This window comes from Mycobacterium sp. 1245111.1 (assembly GCF_001673405.1).
In the GTDB taxonomy this organism is placed as follows: domain Bacteria; phylum Actinomycetota; class Actinomycetes; order Mycobacteriales; family Mycobacteriaceae; genus Mycobacterium.
The window spans coordinates 1-13367 of the sequence record NZ_LZLV01000013.1; the positions used below are offsets into that span (position 1 = coordinate 1).

17 protein-coding genes, 1 tRNA gene and 1 pseudogene are annotated in these 13367 nt (G+C 64.6%); 9 read left to right on the plus strand and 10 right to left on the minus strand.

All coding sequences use genetic code 11. The features are described from left to right. A partial coding sequence (locus A5658_RS02810; RefSeq protein ID WP_369830476.1) for a sulfatase-like hydrolase/transferase occupies window positions 1-186 on the plus strand: 186 nt, incomplete at its 5' end. Here the strand turns inward: A5658_RS02810 and A5658_RS02815 are convergent. Continuing rightward, window positions 172-483, minus strand: a pseudogene (locus A5658_RS02815) (sulfatase-like hydrolase/transferase); the annotation flags it as partial. The gene A5658_RS02810 and the pseudogene A5658_RS02815 overlap by 15 nt on opposite strands. An 82-nt stretch (window positions 484-565) precedes the next feature. On the opposite strand from A5658_RS02815, the gene A5658_RS02820 reads away from it, so the two are divergent. The 4 genes from A5658_RS02820 (at window position 566) to A5658_RS02835 (ending at window position 3444) form a co-directional block, all read left to right on the plus strand. Beyond that, window positions 566-1297, plus strand: coding sequence for an enoyl-CoA hydratase (locus tag A5658_RS02820; RefSeq protein ID WP_067330911.1), 732 nt, complete (start codon window positions 566-568; stop codon window positions 1295-1297). Window positions 1298-1301: 4 nt separating this feature from the next. Continuing rightward, on the plus strand, window positions 1302-2426 hold the full coding sequence (locus A5658_RS02825) for an MBL fold metallo-hydrolase (RefSeq protein ID WP_156751224.1): 1125 nt from the start codon (window positions 1302-1304) through the stop codon (window positions 2424-2426). A 96-nt stretch (window positions 2427-2522) separates the two neighbouring features. Then, window positions 2523-2960 (plus strand): SRPBCC family protein, encoded by a 438-nt coding sequence (locus A5658_RS02830; RefSeq protein ID WP_067330989.1) that lies wholly within the window; start codon window positions 2523-2525, stop codon window positions 2958-2960. Window positions 2961-3027: 67 nt separating this feature from the next. Then, on the plus strand, window positions 3028-3444 hold the full coding sequence (locus A5658_RS02835; protein ID WP_067330913.1) for a hypothetical protein: 417 nt from the start codon (window positions 3028-3030) through the stop codon (window positions 3442-3444). On the opposite strand, the gene A5658_RS02840 is transcribed toward A5658_RS02835, so the two are convergent. The 9 genes from A5658_RS02840 to A5658_RS27300 all read right to left on the minus strand — a co-directional run bounded on the left by A5658_RS02840 (window position 3441) and on the right by A5658_RS27300 (window position 10422). Beyond that, window positions 3441-4343: a helix-turn-helix domain-containing protein gene (locus tag A5658_RS02840; RefSeq protein ID WP_067330915.1), complete on the minus strand. Its 903-nt coding sequence runs from the start codon at window positions 4341-4343 to the stop codon at window positions 3441-3443. The two genes, A5658_RS02835 and A5658_RS02840, sit on opposite strands and share 4 nt — an antisense overlap. Continuing rightward, complete coding sequence (locus tag A5658_RS02845; protein ID WP_067330918.1) at window positions 4333-5823, minus strand: carotenoid oxygenase family protein; 1491 nt, start codon at window positions 5821-5823, stop codon at window positions 4333-4335. Before A5658_RS02845 ends, A5658_RS02840 begins: the two co-directional genes overlap by 11 nt. Continuing rightward, window positions 5823-7037, minus strand: a complete 1215-nt coding sequence (locus tag A5658_RS02850; RefSeq protein WP_067330920.1) for an acetyl-CoA acetyltransferase — start codon at window positions 7035-7037, stop codon at window positions 5823-5825. The genes A5658_RS02845 and A5658_RS02850 overlap by 1 nt, the downstream gene beginning before the upstream one ends. Before the next feature lie 179 nt (window positions 7038-7216). Continuing rightward, window positions 7217-8044 (minus strand): rhodanese-like domain-containing protein, encoded by an 828-nt coding sequence (locus A5658_RS27850; protein WP_156751225.1) that lies wholly within the window; start codon window positions 8042-8044, stop codon window positions 7217-7219. Between the two features lie 2 nt (window positions 8045-8046). Further along, window positions 8047-8430 carry a hypothetical protein gene (locus tag A5658_RS27855; protein WP_156751226.1) on the minus strand — a complete coding sequence of 128 codons (384 nt, stop codon included), beginning with the start codon at window positions 8428-8430 and terminating at the stop codon, window positions 8047-8049. Between the two features lie 19 nt (window positions 8431-8449). Next, window positions 8450-8540: transfer RNA gene (locus A5658_RS27860), tRNA-Arg, on the minus strand. 410 nt (window positions 8541-8950) lie between these two features. Continuing rightward, on the minus strand, window positions 8951-9151 hold the full coding sequence (locus tag A5658_RS02860) for a hypothetical protein (protein ID WP_067330922.1): 201 nt from the start codon (window positions 9149-9151) through the stop codon (window positions 8951-8953). A 266-nt stretch (window positions 9152-9417) separates the two neighbouring features. Continuing rightward, on the minus strand, window positions 9418-9606 hold the full coding sequence (locus A5658_RS27295) for a helix-turn-helix domain-containing protein (RefSeq protein WP_082992906.1): 189 nt from the start codon (window positions 9604-9606) through the stop codon (window positions 9418-9420). Further along, the gene (locus tag A5658_RS27300) at window positions 9607-10422 is read right to left on the minus strand and encodes a helix-turn-helix domain-containing protein (protein WP_082992907.1); all 816 of its coding nucleotides are present in this window, start codon (window positions 10420-10422) and stop codon (window positions 9607-9609) included. Window positions 10423-10871: 449 nt separating this feature from the next. Between A5658_RS27300 and A5658_RS28325 the strand changes: the two genes are divergently transcribed. From A5658_RS28325 to A5658_RS02875, 4 genes are all read left to right on the plus strand, one after another. Then, window positions 10872-11021 (plus strand): hypothetical protein, encoded by a 150-nt coding sequence (locus tag A5658_RS28325; protein ID WP_197503023.1) that lies wholly within the window; start codon window positions 10872-10874, stop codon window positions 11019-11021. Window positions 11022-11793: 772 nt separating this feature from the next. After that, on the plus strand, window positions 11794-12435 hold the full coding sequence (locus A5658_RS02870; protein WP_067330924.1) for a hypothetical protein: 642 nt from the start codon (window positions 11794-11796) through the stop codon (window positions 12433-12435). 53 nt (window positions 12436-12488) lie between these two features. Beyond that, window positions 12489-12779, plus strand: coding sequence for a hypothetical protein (locus tag A5658_RS27870; RefSeq protein WP_156751228.1), 291 nt, complete (start codon window positions 12489-12491; stop codon window positions 12777-12779). Window positions 12780-12850: 71 nt separating this feature from the next. Further along, window positions 12851-13366, plus strand: a complete 516-nt coding sequence (locus tag A5658_RS02875) for a hypothetical protein (RefSeq protein ID WP_156751229.1) — start codon at window positions 12851-12853, stop codon at window positions 13364-13366. The last annotated feature ends 1 nt before the right edge of the window (window position 13367 follow it).

A 13367-nucleotide genomic window follows, 5' to 3' on the forward strand; every position in this document is an offset into this window, starting at 1 on the left:
TTCACTCCTCCCCCGGGCTATGAGGGCTACCTCAACGACCGCGTCGTCGCGCTGCCCGAGCTCCTACGCGACGCCGGCTACCACACGCTGATGGCGGGCAAGTGGCATCTCGGCAACACCATCGACCGGACACCCTCCGCCCGCGGCTTTGACCGATCATTTGCGCTATTGCCCGGCGTCGCGTAGGAGCTCGGGCAGCGCGACGACGCGGTCGTTGAGGTAGCCCTCATAGCCCGGGGGAGGAGTGAACCCCGGCGGCGTGACCTCCAGCATGGTGCCGATGCCGGCGATGTGGTGATCGGTTCCGGTCAGCAGCATCGACCGGGTGGGGGAGCAGGCCGGTGCCGAATGGAAGTCGGTGAACCGGACACCGGCGTGGGCGAGCCGGTCCAGGTTGGGCGTCTCGATTTCGCTGCCGAATGCGCCGATGTCGGAGAACCCGAGGTCGTCCGCCACGATTACCAGGAAGTTAGGCCTCGTCACGTGGAAGCATCCTGTCAGGTCTGCGGGTCGAATGGAACGGTCCGATTCGGCAGGGTTTGCCGCAGCTAATAGGCTTGCCCCCATGATCGGTGTGACCCGCGTCGAAGACGTGCTGACCATTGAGTTGCAGCGTCCCGAACGGCGCAACGCGCTCAACTCACAGCTCGTCGAGGAGTTGCGCGAGGCGATCGAGAAGGCCGCAGGTGACGACGTCCGAGTCGTCGTGCTGACCGGGCAGGGCACCGTGTTCTGCGCCGGCGCGGACCTCAGCGGTGACGCGTTCGCCGCCGACTACCCGGACCGCCTGATCGAACTGCACAAGGCGTTGGACGCGGCGCCGATCCCGGTGGTGGGCGCGATCAACGGTCCCGCGATCGGTGCGGGGCTGCAGCTGGCGATGCAGTGCGATCTGCGTGTCGTCGCACCCGAGGCGTTTTTCCAGTTTCCGACGTCGAAATACGGCCTGGCGCTGGACAACTGGAGTATTCACCGGCTCTCGTCGCTGGTGGGCCACGGCCGCGCCCGGGCGATGCTGCTGAGCGCGGAGAAGCTGACCGCCGAGACGGCACTGCAGACCGGGATGGCCAACCGGATCGGGACGTTGGCCGACGCGCAGGCGTGGGCCGGCGAGATCGCCGGCTTGGCGCCGCTGGCGCTGCAGCACGCCAAGCGGGTGCTCAACGACGACGGCTCGATCCAAGACCCGTCGCCGCTGCAGAAGGAACTGTTCGACAAGGCGTGGGGCAGTCAGGACGTGATCGAAGCGCAGGTCGCACGGGTGGAGAAGCGGCCGCCGAAATTCCGGGGAGCCTAATCGGATGCTGCGCGGGGCGCTGCGGTTGGCAGTGGGCACGGTGTCGCTCGCGACGGGCGGGTGGGTGTTACGCGCGCTGCATGGCGCACCCGCGGCGCTCGGGGCGCAACCGGCTGACATCCGCGGGGTTGCCGAGCGCTCACCGAACTTCCACGACGGCGTGTTCGTCAACCTCGAGCCAGCCTCGTTGAATCTCGACGTCGAGGAACAACGAAACATCTTGTGGGAGTTGATCACTGGCCGCGCCACCGCCCGGCCGACCGCCGACATTCCGCTGATCACTCCCGAGCCGCGCGCCTTCGACGCCCCGGCCGGCCGGATCGCGGTCAGTTGGTTCGGCCATTCGACGGCACTCGTGGAGATCGACGGTTACCGGGTGCTCACCGACCCGGTGTGGAGTGACCGCTGTTCGCCCTCGGACGTCATCGGGCCGAGTCGCATGCATCCGCCGCCGGTCCCGCTGGACTCGCTGCCTGCGCTGGACGCGATCGTGGTCAGCCATGACCACTACGACCACCTTGACATCGACACCATCCTCGGCCTGGCCCGAAGCCAGTGGGCGCCGTTCGTGGTACCGCTCGGCGTCGGATCACACCTGCGGGAGTGGGGCATTCCCGACGAACGCATCGTCGAACTCGACTGGAACGAGCGGACCCAGATCGACGAGCTCACGCTGATCTGCACGCCGGCTCGCCACTTCTCGGGCCGGTTCCTCAATCGCAACGGCACACTATGGGCGTCGTGGGCGATCATCGGTCCGGCGCATCGCGCCTACTTCGGTGGCGACACCGGCTACACCAAGAGCTTCGCCGAAATCGGAGCCGAGCATGGACCTTTCGATGTGACGCTGATGCCGGTCGGCGCCTACAACAAGCAGTGGCCCGACATTCACATGAACCCGGAGGACGCCGTTCAGGCGCACCTGGACGTCAATGGTGGAGTGTTGGTGCCGATCCACTGGTGTACCTTCCGGTTGGCCCCGCATCCGTGGGCGGAACCGATCGAACGGCTGCTGAGCGCCGCGGACGCCGCGCAGGTGAAGGTGGCGGTGCCCAAACCGGGTGGCCGCGTAGACCCCACCGCCACAATGGAATTCGAGCCGTGGTGGCGGTTCGACGAAGGCTCGTAGTAAGAAGATGCGGCTCGAGCGTAACGTCACGGCGCTGTCGAGTCGCGAAGTGTCGACCCGACGTTACGCATGTCAGAGGAGGAGCAGAAGCGCACTATGGCAAAGCTTTCCGGATCCATCGACGTCCCGCTCCCGCCCGAGAAGGCGTGGCAGCACGCGTCCAACCTGTCCCGCTTCAAGGAGTGGCTGACCATCCACCGGGTGTGGCGCAGCAAGCTGCCCGAGCAGTTGGAAAAGGGCACGGTGATCGACTCGATCGTCGAAGTCAAGGGCATGCCGAACCGGATCACCTGGACGATCGTCAATTACAAACCGCCGGAGACCATGACGCTCAACGGAGTCGGTGTCGGTGGCGTCAAGGTCAAGTTGATCGCCCGGGTCAAGCCCGACGGTGACCAATCGGTGGTCAGCTTCGACGTGCACCTCGGTGGCCCCGCGTTGTTCGGGCCGATCGGCATGATCGTCGCCGGGGCGCTGAAAAGCGACATCAACGAGTCCCTGCGGAAATTCGTGACGGTGTTCGCGCCGGCCTGAGCGACCGATCCGACGGGCACGGCGTTCAATCTGTCGTCGCTGGAGACCTAGCGGCTACTGTCGCTGTATGCCCCGCCCACGACCCGGATGGATGGTCGCGCTGTTCGCCGCCGCATTGTCGATAAGTGCCTGGCTGCCGTGGTTGACGACGGGAACCGGCGGCGGTGGCTGGGCCAACGCGATCGGTGGCAGCATCGGCACCCTGCACCTGCCGCACGGGTTCGGGCCGGGGCAGCTGATCGTCATCCTCTCGTCCACATTGTTGGTGGCCGGCGCCATGGTCGGCCGTGGAATGTCGGTGCGGCCGGCATCGGTTGCTGCGCTGGTGATCTCGTTGGTCGTGGTCGCGCTGATGGTGCGGTACTACTCCATCAACGTCAAGCCGCCGGTATCGGCCGCATACGGTCTGTACGTCGGTGCCGTCGCCGCGGGCGCGGCGGTGTTGTGCTCGGTGTGGGCCCTGGCGGCGTCGCTCCGCAGCTAGTCGAGCTCGACGTGCGCGCCCTTTAACGGCCCCGCGCACTGGTCACACGTCAACTGGCCGACAAACGGTTTGCCGCAGCCGAGATGGGTCAGCCGCACCGCCGGGCCCTCCGGCGCATGGAACCACCGTTGCCCGCATTGCAGGGCGGCGATGATGACCGGGAAAAACGCCCGCCCCTTCTCCGTGAGCTGGTAATTGGATTTGCGCGACATGCACATCACCCCGTTCGCGCAGAACATCTGCAACCGGCCGGACAGCAGCGAGGGCGGCGCGCCCAGCTGTGTCTGGAAATCGGAGAAGCGGCTGGTGCCCAAAAAGGCGCACACCAGTAGTGCGGCGGCCCAACGGTTTCCGAACACGCTCATCGTCTCTGGAAACAGCCCGGCTTGACCGGCGCTCGATCTCCGCCGGGTCGACCCGTCGGGTATCGAGCGCGGCCACGACCCGCTCGGGCCCCAGCGCGCCGTCACCTCCTTCTCGGTGACCGCCTCGCCACAGGCCCGGCACACCAGCGTCGGCGCGAATTCGTCACCGCACTGGGTGTGCCGCATGCCGGGAAGTCGTTCGACATGATCGGGCACCCAGTGCCGCTCCCAGTCCCAGATCGCAAGTAGCACCGGCCAGAATGCTTGTCCGCGTTGGGTGGTCAGGTATTCGGCGCGCACGGGCCGCGTCTGGTATTCGGTGCGGGCCAACAGTCCGCTATCCGTCAGCGTCCGTAACCTGTTGGCCAGCACCGTATTCGAAATCGGCAGGCGCTGCATGAAATCGCCGTAACGGGTTGCCCCTAGCAGCGCCTGCTGGATGATCAGCAGCGTCCACTCGTCGCCGAGTAGACCCAGGATGCGCCCGACGGCGTTGGTGCCGCCCGCGTCCAGCGGGGTCGGCTCAGACGTCATGCCAGTGACGCAACTGTGAACCCGCCGCCCAGGTAGCGTGGGTTCCACTGGAAACCCGCTCGGGCAGAGCAAGTTTGCACACCGGGCCGTCGCTGAACCGGGCGGCGTCGAAGACCACACAGTAGGACGCGTCGGCGTCCATGTCGGTGGTCAGCGTGATCAGATAACCGTCGTCTTCGCCCGCGGCACCGGGTCGCGGGGCCATCGCCGCCTCGCTGCCGTACACCCCTTCGGCGAACTGATAGTGCTGTTCGCCGCCCGTCCGCAAGTCGTGCTTGACCAACCCGTCGAACAGGAACCAGCCCGGTTTGCCGGTGGCGGCATAGGTGTAGCGATAGTTGGCCGCAGCGTAGTCGGGATTGATCGTGCCGAATTCGGTGATGGATTCCGACAGCTGCTGTTCCTTGACCTCGCCGGTGGCCAAATTGAACCGCCACCGGTGCAGCCGCGTTTGCAGGCGATCCAGTGCGAGGAAACGAAACAGCTTGTCCCACTTGTCTCCACCGGTGTCGATCGGCTGCGGCGCGCCCTCGTAGAAGCCGTCGAGCACGATCTCGTCACCGTCCTCGTAGGCGTTGGTGAAGTGCAGCACGAACGTCGGGTCGGCCTCGAACCAGCGGATGTCGCCGCCGCTGCCGCGGCGCGGCACCACTGCGAAGCGCGACGGCATGTCGGGGTAGAACCGCGGTAAGTGCACGTCCTGCTTGAGTAAGTCTGGGTCCCAGAACAGCGGGAAATCGTTGAGTATCACGTAGTTTTCGGTGAAGGCCATGTCATGCGGGAGTCGCGGGCCGGGCAGCGGAATGTCGATGTAGTGCGCCAGATCGTTGTTCGTGTCGACCACCCCGTAATGCATGTACGGCGCCTGCTTGCTGTAGTTGAAGAACAGCAGCTCACCGGTTTTCGGGTCGACCTTCGGATGGGCGGATACTCCCCACTGATGCGGGAAGTTCCCGTTCCAGGTCTCCTTGCCCAGCGTGTCGGCCGAGAACGGGTCGACGCGGTACAGGTCGCCGCATTGGTAAAAGCTCGTCAGCGCGATCCCACGGTGGACGATGACGTCGGTGCTCGACGCGTCTTTCATCCGGGTGCGCGCACCGCAGCCACCGTCGCGCTTGGCCAGCTGCACCGGCTCGGCCAGACCAGGCCACAGCGGCTCGCCCGCCTCGTTCTCCGCGAGAAACCCGTCGGTGCGGACAAAGCGGTTGCGGTAGAAGGCTTTCCCGTCGCGGAACCCGACGATGTGGAGCATGCCGTCGCCGTCGAACGGATGATAGGTCTTCAGTGCCGGGTGCAACGGGTTCTCGGTGTTGCGCAGGTATACCCCGTCGAGGTCGCAGGGGATCTCACCTTCCACCGCGACCAGATTGTCGGCGTCCCACTCGCTGGTCTGCGGTCGCCACGGGCCGGTCCGGTACGGGTGGTCGTCGTCGTCGGGCAGGGTGGACAGGAATTTGGCGACGACCGCCACATCGTCCATTAGCTTGCCTCGTTGACGACGAAGCTGACCGTGGTGGCGGTGCTACCGCCGAAGTTCAGCGTGCCAAAGGTTTTCGCGTTCTCGACCTGGTAGTCGCCCGCCGCGCCGCTGACCTGCTTAGCCGCGTCGACAAGCATGCGGATGCCCGACGCGCCCACCGGGTGGCCGCCGCCGATCAGCCCGCCGCTAGGGTTGATCGGGAGTCGTCCGCCGATCTCGATCTCGCCGTTTTCGATGGCCTTCCACGACTCGCCTGGCCCGGTCAGGCCGATGTGGTCGATCGCCAAATACTCACTGGGAGTGAAGCAGTCGTGCACCTCGATCCCGTGCAGATCGTCGAGGTCGGTCTGCGCGCGGCGCAGCGCGTCGAGTACGGCGGCGCGCACGTGCGGCATGACGTACGGGTCGTTGGCAGCGCGGTCGAGTTTCTGTTGCAGGCCCAACCCGACGGTTCGGTGGCCCCAGCCGGCGATCCGGGCGACCGGTCGCGCGCTGGGATGCTCGCGCAGGTAGGCGTCGGTGACCAGGACGACGCCCGCGCCGCCGTCGGTCATCTGGCTGCAGTCGAACCGCCGCAGCCGGCCCTCGACGAGCGGGTTGGTGTCGTCGTCGTCTCCGATCGGATCGGGGACGGTCCATTCTCGGGTCTGCGCGTTGGGATTTCGGCGTGCGTTGTCGAAGTTGACCTGGGCGATCGCCCGCAGGTGGGCCTCGTCGATGCCGTAGCGACGGTCGTATTCGTCGGCGACCGTGGCGAACATCGACGGCCAGAGGAACGTCGCGTCGGCGCCTTCGTGCCCGGTCCAGGCCGCCGCGCCGAGATGACGCGCGGCGATGTCACCGTGGACTGTCTTCTCCAGTTCGACGCCGACGACCAACGCGGCGTCGTAGTTGCCCGCGCGCAGATCGGCCATCGCGGCCAGCGCGGCCACGCTGCCCGACGCGCACGCCGCCTCGTGACGCGACGCCGGGGTGTTCCACAGTCCGTCGCACACGGTCGCCGGCATCGCGCCGAGGTGCCCCTGTTCGGCGAACATCTCTCCGAAAGCGTTGGCAACGTGGACGACTCCGATGTCCGCGGCGTCGATCTTGGCGGCGGCCAGCGTCGCGTCGACGACCTCGCGGGTGAGGTCGGCGAAGTCGAGGCCCTCTTTGGTGAGGTTGCGGGCGAAGTCGCTCTGATAGCCGCCGAGGATCCAGACGTCGTTGTCCATGGGCCGCACGTTACTACAACTAAAAGAGTGACACACCTGCCAGCGGTTTTAAGACGGCCTCACCAGCTCTCGGCTGAACCGGCGAGACCTAAGCGGGCACGCCGGTCGACCAACGTGTCCGCCTCTGTACGCGCATTGCCGTCGACGCCGTCCGGCAAACCTGATTCCGCGGAACCGGACTAGACGGCTCCGCGCGCAACCGGGTTGTCGGAATCCGAACTCCACTGCGACCACGAGCCCGGGAAAAGTGCGGCCCGATAACCCGCCGAGGCGAGCGCCGCGACCGTGATCGCCGCTGTCACGCCCGAGCCGCAGTACGCGCCGATCTTGGTGTCGTCGACGTCGCGCGCGGCGAGCAGCTCCGCGATCGCGTCGCGGGTGAGGAATGTGCCGTCAGCATTCAGCACCGCGCCGCTCGGCAGATTTTTGGCACCGGGAATGTGGCCGGCCACCGGATCGATCGGCTCGACCTCGCCCCGGAAGCGTTCCGGCGCACGGGCATCGAGCAGATCGACGTCGCGAACCTGCTGCGCTGTCAACGTCGGCAACGCGCCGTGGTAGAGGTCGTCGTGGGTGACCGTCGCGTCACCCGGTGACGGGTCGACCCCACCGCTCGCCAGACTGCCGCCGGCCGCTCGCCACGCCTCCAGACCACCGTCGAGGATGCGCACGTCGCCGATGCCGGCGGCGGTCAGCACCCACCAGGCTCGGGCCGAGCCGGCCCGATTCCAGTCGTCGTAGACGACTGTCGGCACGCCGTCGCGGATGCCCCAACGCCGCGCCGCGGCCTCGACGCTGCGCCCGGACGGCAGCGGGTGTCGGCCGCGCCCGGTGACGGAGTGATCGCTGAGGTCGTCTTCGAGCGAGACGTAGACCGCGCCCGGTACATGCCCCTGCAGATATGTCGACCGGCCGTCGGGTTCGTCGAGTCGCCACCGCACGTCGAGGACCGTCACGGGATCGCCGCCGTCGACCAGACGCGCCAACTCGGCGGCGGAGATCAGCACGCTTATGGCTTGAACCCCAGGTCGTGCAGGGCGGCGACGCAGCCGGCGATCCAGTCGGTCGGGCTGGGAGGCGGCGCCCCGCCTCCCATCTCCGCTTGGCAGGCGGTCACAACGGTGTACCCGCTCTTCATCTCGCTTGCGAGGTAGGAGTGATTCTGCGGGATCGCGAAGTAGTCGTGCTCCGACTTGTAGCCGTCCTTGTACGACGGGCTGTTGACGTTGGCGGGCGGCGGAGCCGGCGCGGCGGCGGGGCCGGGTGCGGTGCTGGCCGGGCCGTGCGGACAACCACTGGCCGGGCACTGCGGTGGATCGGCATAAGCCGGCGACGCCAGGCCGGCAGCGGCGGCGGAGATGGCCATCGCGGCGAGAATCGAACGGTCGAACATGGACGCATTGTTTCACGAGTGCCCCCGGCAGGATTCGAACCTGCGACACCGGCTTTAGGAGAGCCTGCAAGCTCTCCGAGTCGTGGCCTCGAAAGGTGTTCTGAGCTGGCGATATAACGCTATCCGATACCATCGGAAACCACGGCGTGTCGCGGATTCACCGACCAAGCACCGACCATAGACGGCCGCTCGATTGTGCGCGTGGTAACGGGCCTAGGCCACTTGGTTCGATCATTCGTACGGCCATGAGTGCCCGATTATCGTCGCACATCGGCCAGTTCACAAGGGTCCCGGAATGGGGTTCCCGTGGGGTCGATTTTCTACGGGCAATTGGGCCCGCGCCGTCGGACAATGAAAAAGAATCCGTGCCGGCGACGGCCCGCGGAGTGGAGGTATAGGCACATTGCCGATGGATCACAGCGGTTATCCGTGAGGCAAACCGTTGATGATCCCGGTTATCTATCACTGTGCCGAGTTAACGACTTGCGAGCACGACCTGACGCCGCGCCGCTGTGCCGGGCTAATCTGCGGCCAGGGCGCCTCCCGGCAAACGACCTGGCGACGCGCCTACGACAAGCACATAGGCGTGCGCGAGCTTCAGCACTGTCTCGCTGTTTCCAGCCGACGCTGCGCGCGACTTGATCTGGGCCAGGAGTTCTCTTTTCGCCTCGGCTCCTAGCTGTTCGTTCTGGTCGTCGATGTCGCCACTATTGTCTGACACCGCTGCTCTCCTCCTCTCGATGCCTCGCTGCGGGATCGCAGCGAGGTCGACTGTAGACCCGGATTCGACGGCTGCAACCCGGGTCAGGTTGGTGATACTGCGCGGTGTGTCGCTGGATGAGCTCGTAGCTGCAGCTGGTCATGCGCTCGGTGAGGCTCGTAATTTGTTCGGTCCCGCACCTGCGCGGGTTGCCGATCCTCGTTGCAGTCGCGGGTCGCGTTATCTATCTGCACCATCCCGCGAGTCCCCGGCTGGTAGAGATCTGGCTATGACGCCACGAGTTCTTGGAGACCGGCGGTAAGCACGTAGACACGACCGCCCAGCCGACGTACAGGTAGTTCTCCTGACGCAGCGAGCCTGTACGCCGCGGCCCGGCTGATGCCCAGTAGTGCCGCAGCGCGAGGAACTGCGAGGAGCAGCGGAAGCTCGGTAAATATATTGTTTTGCAACATCATTCAGCTACTTTCGTGCGAATCTCTGTATGAGAGAGGCCTATTGGAGGCTTCCTGAGGACTGCATTGTGGACAAAAGGCTGCCGCGTCGGTTCCGTCAGCAAGAGTGACTGTGATCGTGCGCGATTGTGGATCCTCGCAATTACCGCACCACGCCAAGGCCGCAGCTTGAGCCCTAGGGGGTTCGGGAAGTTCCGAAAGGCGCCGAGCTAAAACCCGCGCCGGGTAGCGAATGCCGTCCGGATTACGCGACAGATGAGCGACCAGGCCGTCGGATGTCCAGCCTGAGGCAAGCGCGTTGACGAGCGCTGGCGCGAGATCGGTGGCGTCCAGTGGGCTGATCTGCCAGGGCAGCGCTTGCAAGATAGTTGGCACCTCAGACCGTGGTTCGGTTGATGGTTCGGTTGTGGGATTCAAGGAGTCCCGATTTGGCACCCCCGTGGGGTCCCGATATGACACCCCGCCCGTCCGGGCGTGGGACCGGGGCGGTGTCGCATCGGGACCGGGGGGTCCGGTGTCGGGACGGGGTGCTGAAGCTAGATGTGGCGCGAGAGGATGATTGAGGTAGTAGCGGCTGGCCCGCTGGGCTCCGGAGTCGTGGAACTGCGCTTTGCGCGTGATGCATCCGTCGACTTCAAGCTTCTTGAGTGCGCGCAGGACCGTGCTTCGGCCGGCGCTGGATTCGGCCATGAGGGTGCTTACCGACGGAAAGCACGAAAAGTTCTCGTCCGCTTTGTTGGCAAGTAGCAGGAGGACGAACTTTGCTGTTGGGGAATCGATGTCGAGATCCGTTGCCCAATCCACGGCTTTCCAACTCATTGGGCCGGAGCTTTCAACTGACGTGAGCCACCGGTCGCCAAGAGTTGTGCCTTCACGCGGAATGACACCGCGGCGAGTCGATAGCCACGCTCACGAACAGGCTTTGTCTCGAGCGGACTTGGTGGACGCTCGACGTAACGGTGCGGCTGGCAACGTCCAGGACGTCTCGTCCGTCCTATCCGGTCTCGCATGGTGTGCAACGTAAGTCGGCGGCCGTGACCACGTCTACCACCGCTCACGAACTAGCTCTGAAAGTAGTTAAAGGGCCACATTTTTCGCCGCTACGTGTAGACAAATGAGTTCTCGCGCCGATTGAGAACTGCTTCGTGCGCTGTCGTGAAGGGGCGCCGGGTAGAATCTGCTTCATCGACGAGTTAAGCGGACCCTCCTGGACAGAACGATGGCCAGACCTTCTCGATGGCCTGACTGTCGTTGAACGTCGGGCCGTGATGAACGCGGTCACCGACAATGTCCTTGAAGGTTGGGAGCCCGAACGGACAGATATCGAGGCTCTCGTTGCTGTGGTTCGCGGCAACTGCACAACGGCGGAGTACATCGAGCGGGTGCGCCGCGACCTCATTCGCCCAGAGCGTTCCTAGGTGACCTGCGGGCACGGCTCTCACTGGTGCGGCGCATGGATGGCGCGACGACACTGCACTTCGCGTGGACTACTTCCCTGGCCTAGATTTCTGGCTGCCTGCAATGGTGTGTAATGCGCTGCTGCGCAGCAGTTCTGGAAGGCTAACGCCCTGATTCTTCGCACCTTGATCGAGTAACTCTTTTTCGTTCTCATCAACCCGTACGGGCACGACGATATTGCGTCTGCGGTTCTCGGAGCCGCTCCGATTTGTCATTATCGATCCTTCCGTGCTGCTGCCACTGCCGAACAGATACTGGCGGGATCATGTAACTGGGCGAGCCTAGAGCACATATCGACCGTATGTCTGTACTTGAAAGTGGTGGTGCCCCACAGCTGTCTAAAGCTGATTCTTTGCACATGATTGTGGCCCGGAAGATGCCCATCCTGCCCGCAAGTTCTGCCCAAAGCTGGGCATTTTCGACATGATCGTGGCCAAAGTTGTCTAAAGCTGTGTACGACACGGTATTTGAAGTAGTTCCGGACCAAAGCTGTTCATGTCGTAGTTATTTTGAACGATTCTCGCTGTAACAGTAGATCTTCTGTCGATGACGGCTTATCGTGACGCACATGACTGACCGGCATGAGCGCCCCGGAAAGTCTTCTGACGCGCGGTACGCCCGCGCGGCAAGGGATTTCACGGATGTGCCGAGGGTACTGCCGGACTTCTGTCTATTGAGTAGGCGCGCCGCGGCGAGGCCGTCGCCAACTGCGGCCGAGGTTGGGGGACGGAAGTGATCCCGTCGTACAAATGTGATGACGTTATTTTCTCCGACACCTACGCGAAGTTCACAGCGGACTTGATGGCCGATGTAAGTCGTGCGCTGCTAGCCATTACGACGAAACTTGACCAAGATTTGAAGTTCAATCGTCCAGGTAGCCGAGAGTACCTGCGCGCGCAGACATTATCGGTCGACAAGCCGGTCCTGGTATCTGCCGCCTGCTACTGCCAGTGGATCAGCGAGCACTTGCGTTACGAGGTCACACAATGGCGAGTGACTGATCTCCTGATTGAGGAGGGGTATGCGTTTGGGGACCAGGACAAGGCGGCGCTGTGCCGTCTAGAACGGCAGGATACCGAACGATTGGCGCCGGAACCCGATGCGCCAGTGTTTCCGGGTGCACTCCAAGAAGTTCACCGCACCCATCTGCTAACGAGCAGCGAGCGCGCGAAAAGACAGGCTGAGATCGCGGCCGGTCGTCACGGCTGCGTCGACCACGCCGTGATCGATCTGAGTGACGATGGCTATGCACATCGGCTTGCCTTGATCCGGGAGACGATCAATACCGCGGCCAACGCCATGAGTCGCAACAAGACGAAAAAGACCGATGTTCTGCGCGGGCACGTCACCGCCGTGGCTATCTGGCTCGGCTGAAATGATCTGCGCGACTATAGGACTCGAACGAAATGTGGCAGTAAGGAGCAACTATGGGTGATGTGTCGAAGCTGTCGATTGATCCGGTGGCGGTAAGCGGCGTTGCAGCTGGCGCAACGGCCAAAGGAGCAACGCTGGGTGTGACACGGTCGGCACCGCTGCCGTGCGGTAATGCTGTCGACGCTGCGCTGGGCAGTTTGGCTGGGGTTGGCGCCGCGGCTGAGGCCGCCGTGGTGGCCGCCCTAACCGGGCGAGCCCAACTGCTGGATACGCGCACACGGGCGGGGTTAGAGAAGCTCAGAGCGATGAATGGCGACAACGAGGCGCGGTTGGAAACGATATGACCGGCCCCGGTCAACCGCCCGATAGTCCAAGCCCGGCACTAGTGGTCGGGGCCTATGGAGCGGCCAGTCCAGTGGCACCGAAGTTACCGCGCCGCTGGGGCTTGGCGTTCGCAGCGCTAGCGGTCTCATTCGCCGCCTTGGTGGTAGGCGGCACAGCGCTGGTGCGGACGTCATCCGGCTCGCTGCAGTCAGCGCCGACGCAGCCGACAGCGGTGACGGCAGCCGTGAGTCCCGATCAGGTTGAGGCGGCCAAAAGGGAGGCCTGCACGGCCTGGCGAGCAGCAGCGGTAGCGATGAACGCAACACGGAAGGCGTTCATCGATTCACCGGCGCGTCGGGATGATCCGGCGACAGTCACGGCGCTAGCGGCAGCTCAGGCGCAGGCCGTGGCTCAGGTTCAGTATGTGCGTCAACATATTCCGGCCGCCACGCCCCACGAGGTCTCGGTGGCGATTAGCGACTATTTGGATGCGGTGATCGACACAGCGGCCGCCGATGGTCAAGCGGGCGCTGACGCGGCCGCGAACGCGGCTGCGGACAGATCCGCGGTCCCGGTAGGCAAACTCAAGGCATTGTGCAAGGACTAGC

What these genes read in the sequence shown, in the direction of transcription:
- A5658_RS02820 (WP_067330911.1), top strand. Translation starts at nt 566, where the DNA reads ATGATCGGTGTGACCCGCGTCGAAGACGTGCTGACCATTGAGTTGCAG.
- A5658_RS02840 (WP_067330915.1), bottom strand. Translation starts at nt 4,343, where the DNA reads ATGACGTCTGAGCCGACCCCGCTGGACGCGGGCGGCACCAACGCCGTC.
- A5658_RS02835 (WP_067330913.1), top strand. Translation starts at nt 3,028, where the DNA reads ATGCCCCGCCCACGACCCGGATGGATGGTCGCGCTGTTCGCCGCCGCA.
- A5658_RS27300 (WP_082992907.1), bottom strand. Translation starts at nt 10,422, where the DNA reads ATGAGTTGGAAAGCCGTGGATTGGGCAACGGATCTCGACATCGATTCC.
- A5658_RS02845 (WP_067330918.1), bottom strand. Translation starts at nt 5,823, where the DNA reads ATGGACGATGTGGCGGTCGTCGCCAAATTCCTGTCCACCCTGCCCGAC.
- A5658_RS02850 (WP_067330920.1), bottom strand. Translation starts at nt 7,037, where the DNA reads ATGGACAACGACGTCTGGATCCTCGGCGGCTATCAGAGCGACTTCGCC.
- A5658_RS02830 (WP_067330989.1), top strand. Translation starts at nt 2,523, where the DNA reads ATGGCAAAGCTTTCCGGATCCATCGACGTCCCGCTCCCGCCCGAGAAG.
- A5658_RS27855 (WP_156751226.1), bottom strand. Translation starts at nt 8,430, where the DNA reads ATGTTCGACCGTTCGATTCTCGCCGCGATGGCCATCTCCGCCGCCGCT.
- A5658_RS27870 (WP_156751228.1), top strand. Translation starts at nt 12,489, where the DNA reads ATGGGTGATGTGTCGAAGCTGTCGATTGATCCGGTGGCGGTAAGCGGC.
- A5658_RS28325 (WP_197503023.1), top strand. Translation starts at nt 10,872, where the DNA reads ATGAACGCGGTCACCGACAATGTCCTTGAAGGTTGGGAGCCCGAACGG.
- A5658_RS02825 (WP_156751224.1), top strand. Translation starts at nt 1,302, where the DNA reads ATGCTGCGCGGGGCGCTGCGGTTGGCAGTGGGCACGGTGTCGCTCGCG.
- A5658_RS27295 (WP_082992906.1), bottom strand. Translation starts at nt 9,606, where the DNA reads ATGATGTTGCAAAACAATATATTTACCGAGCTTCCGCTGCTCCTCGCA.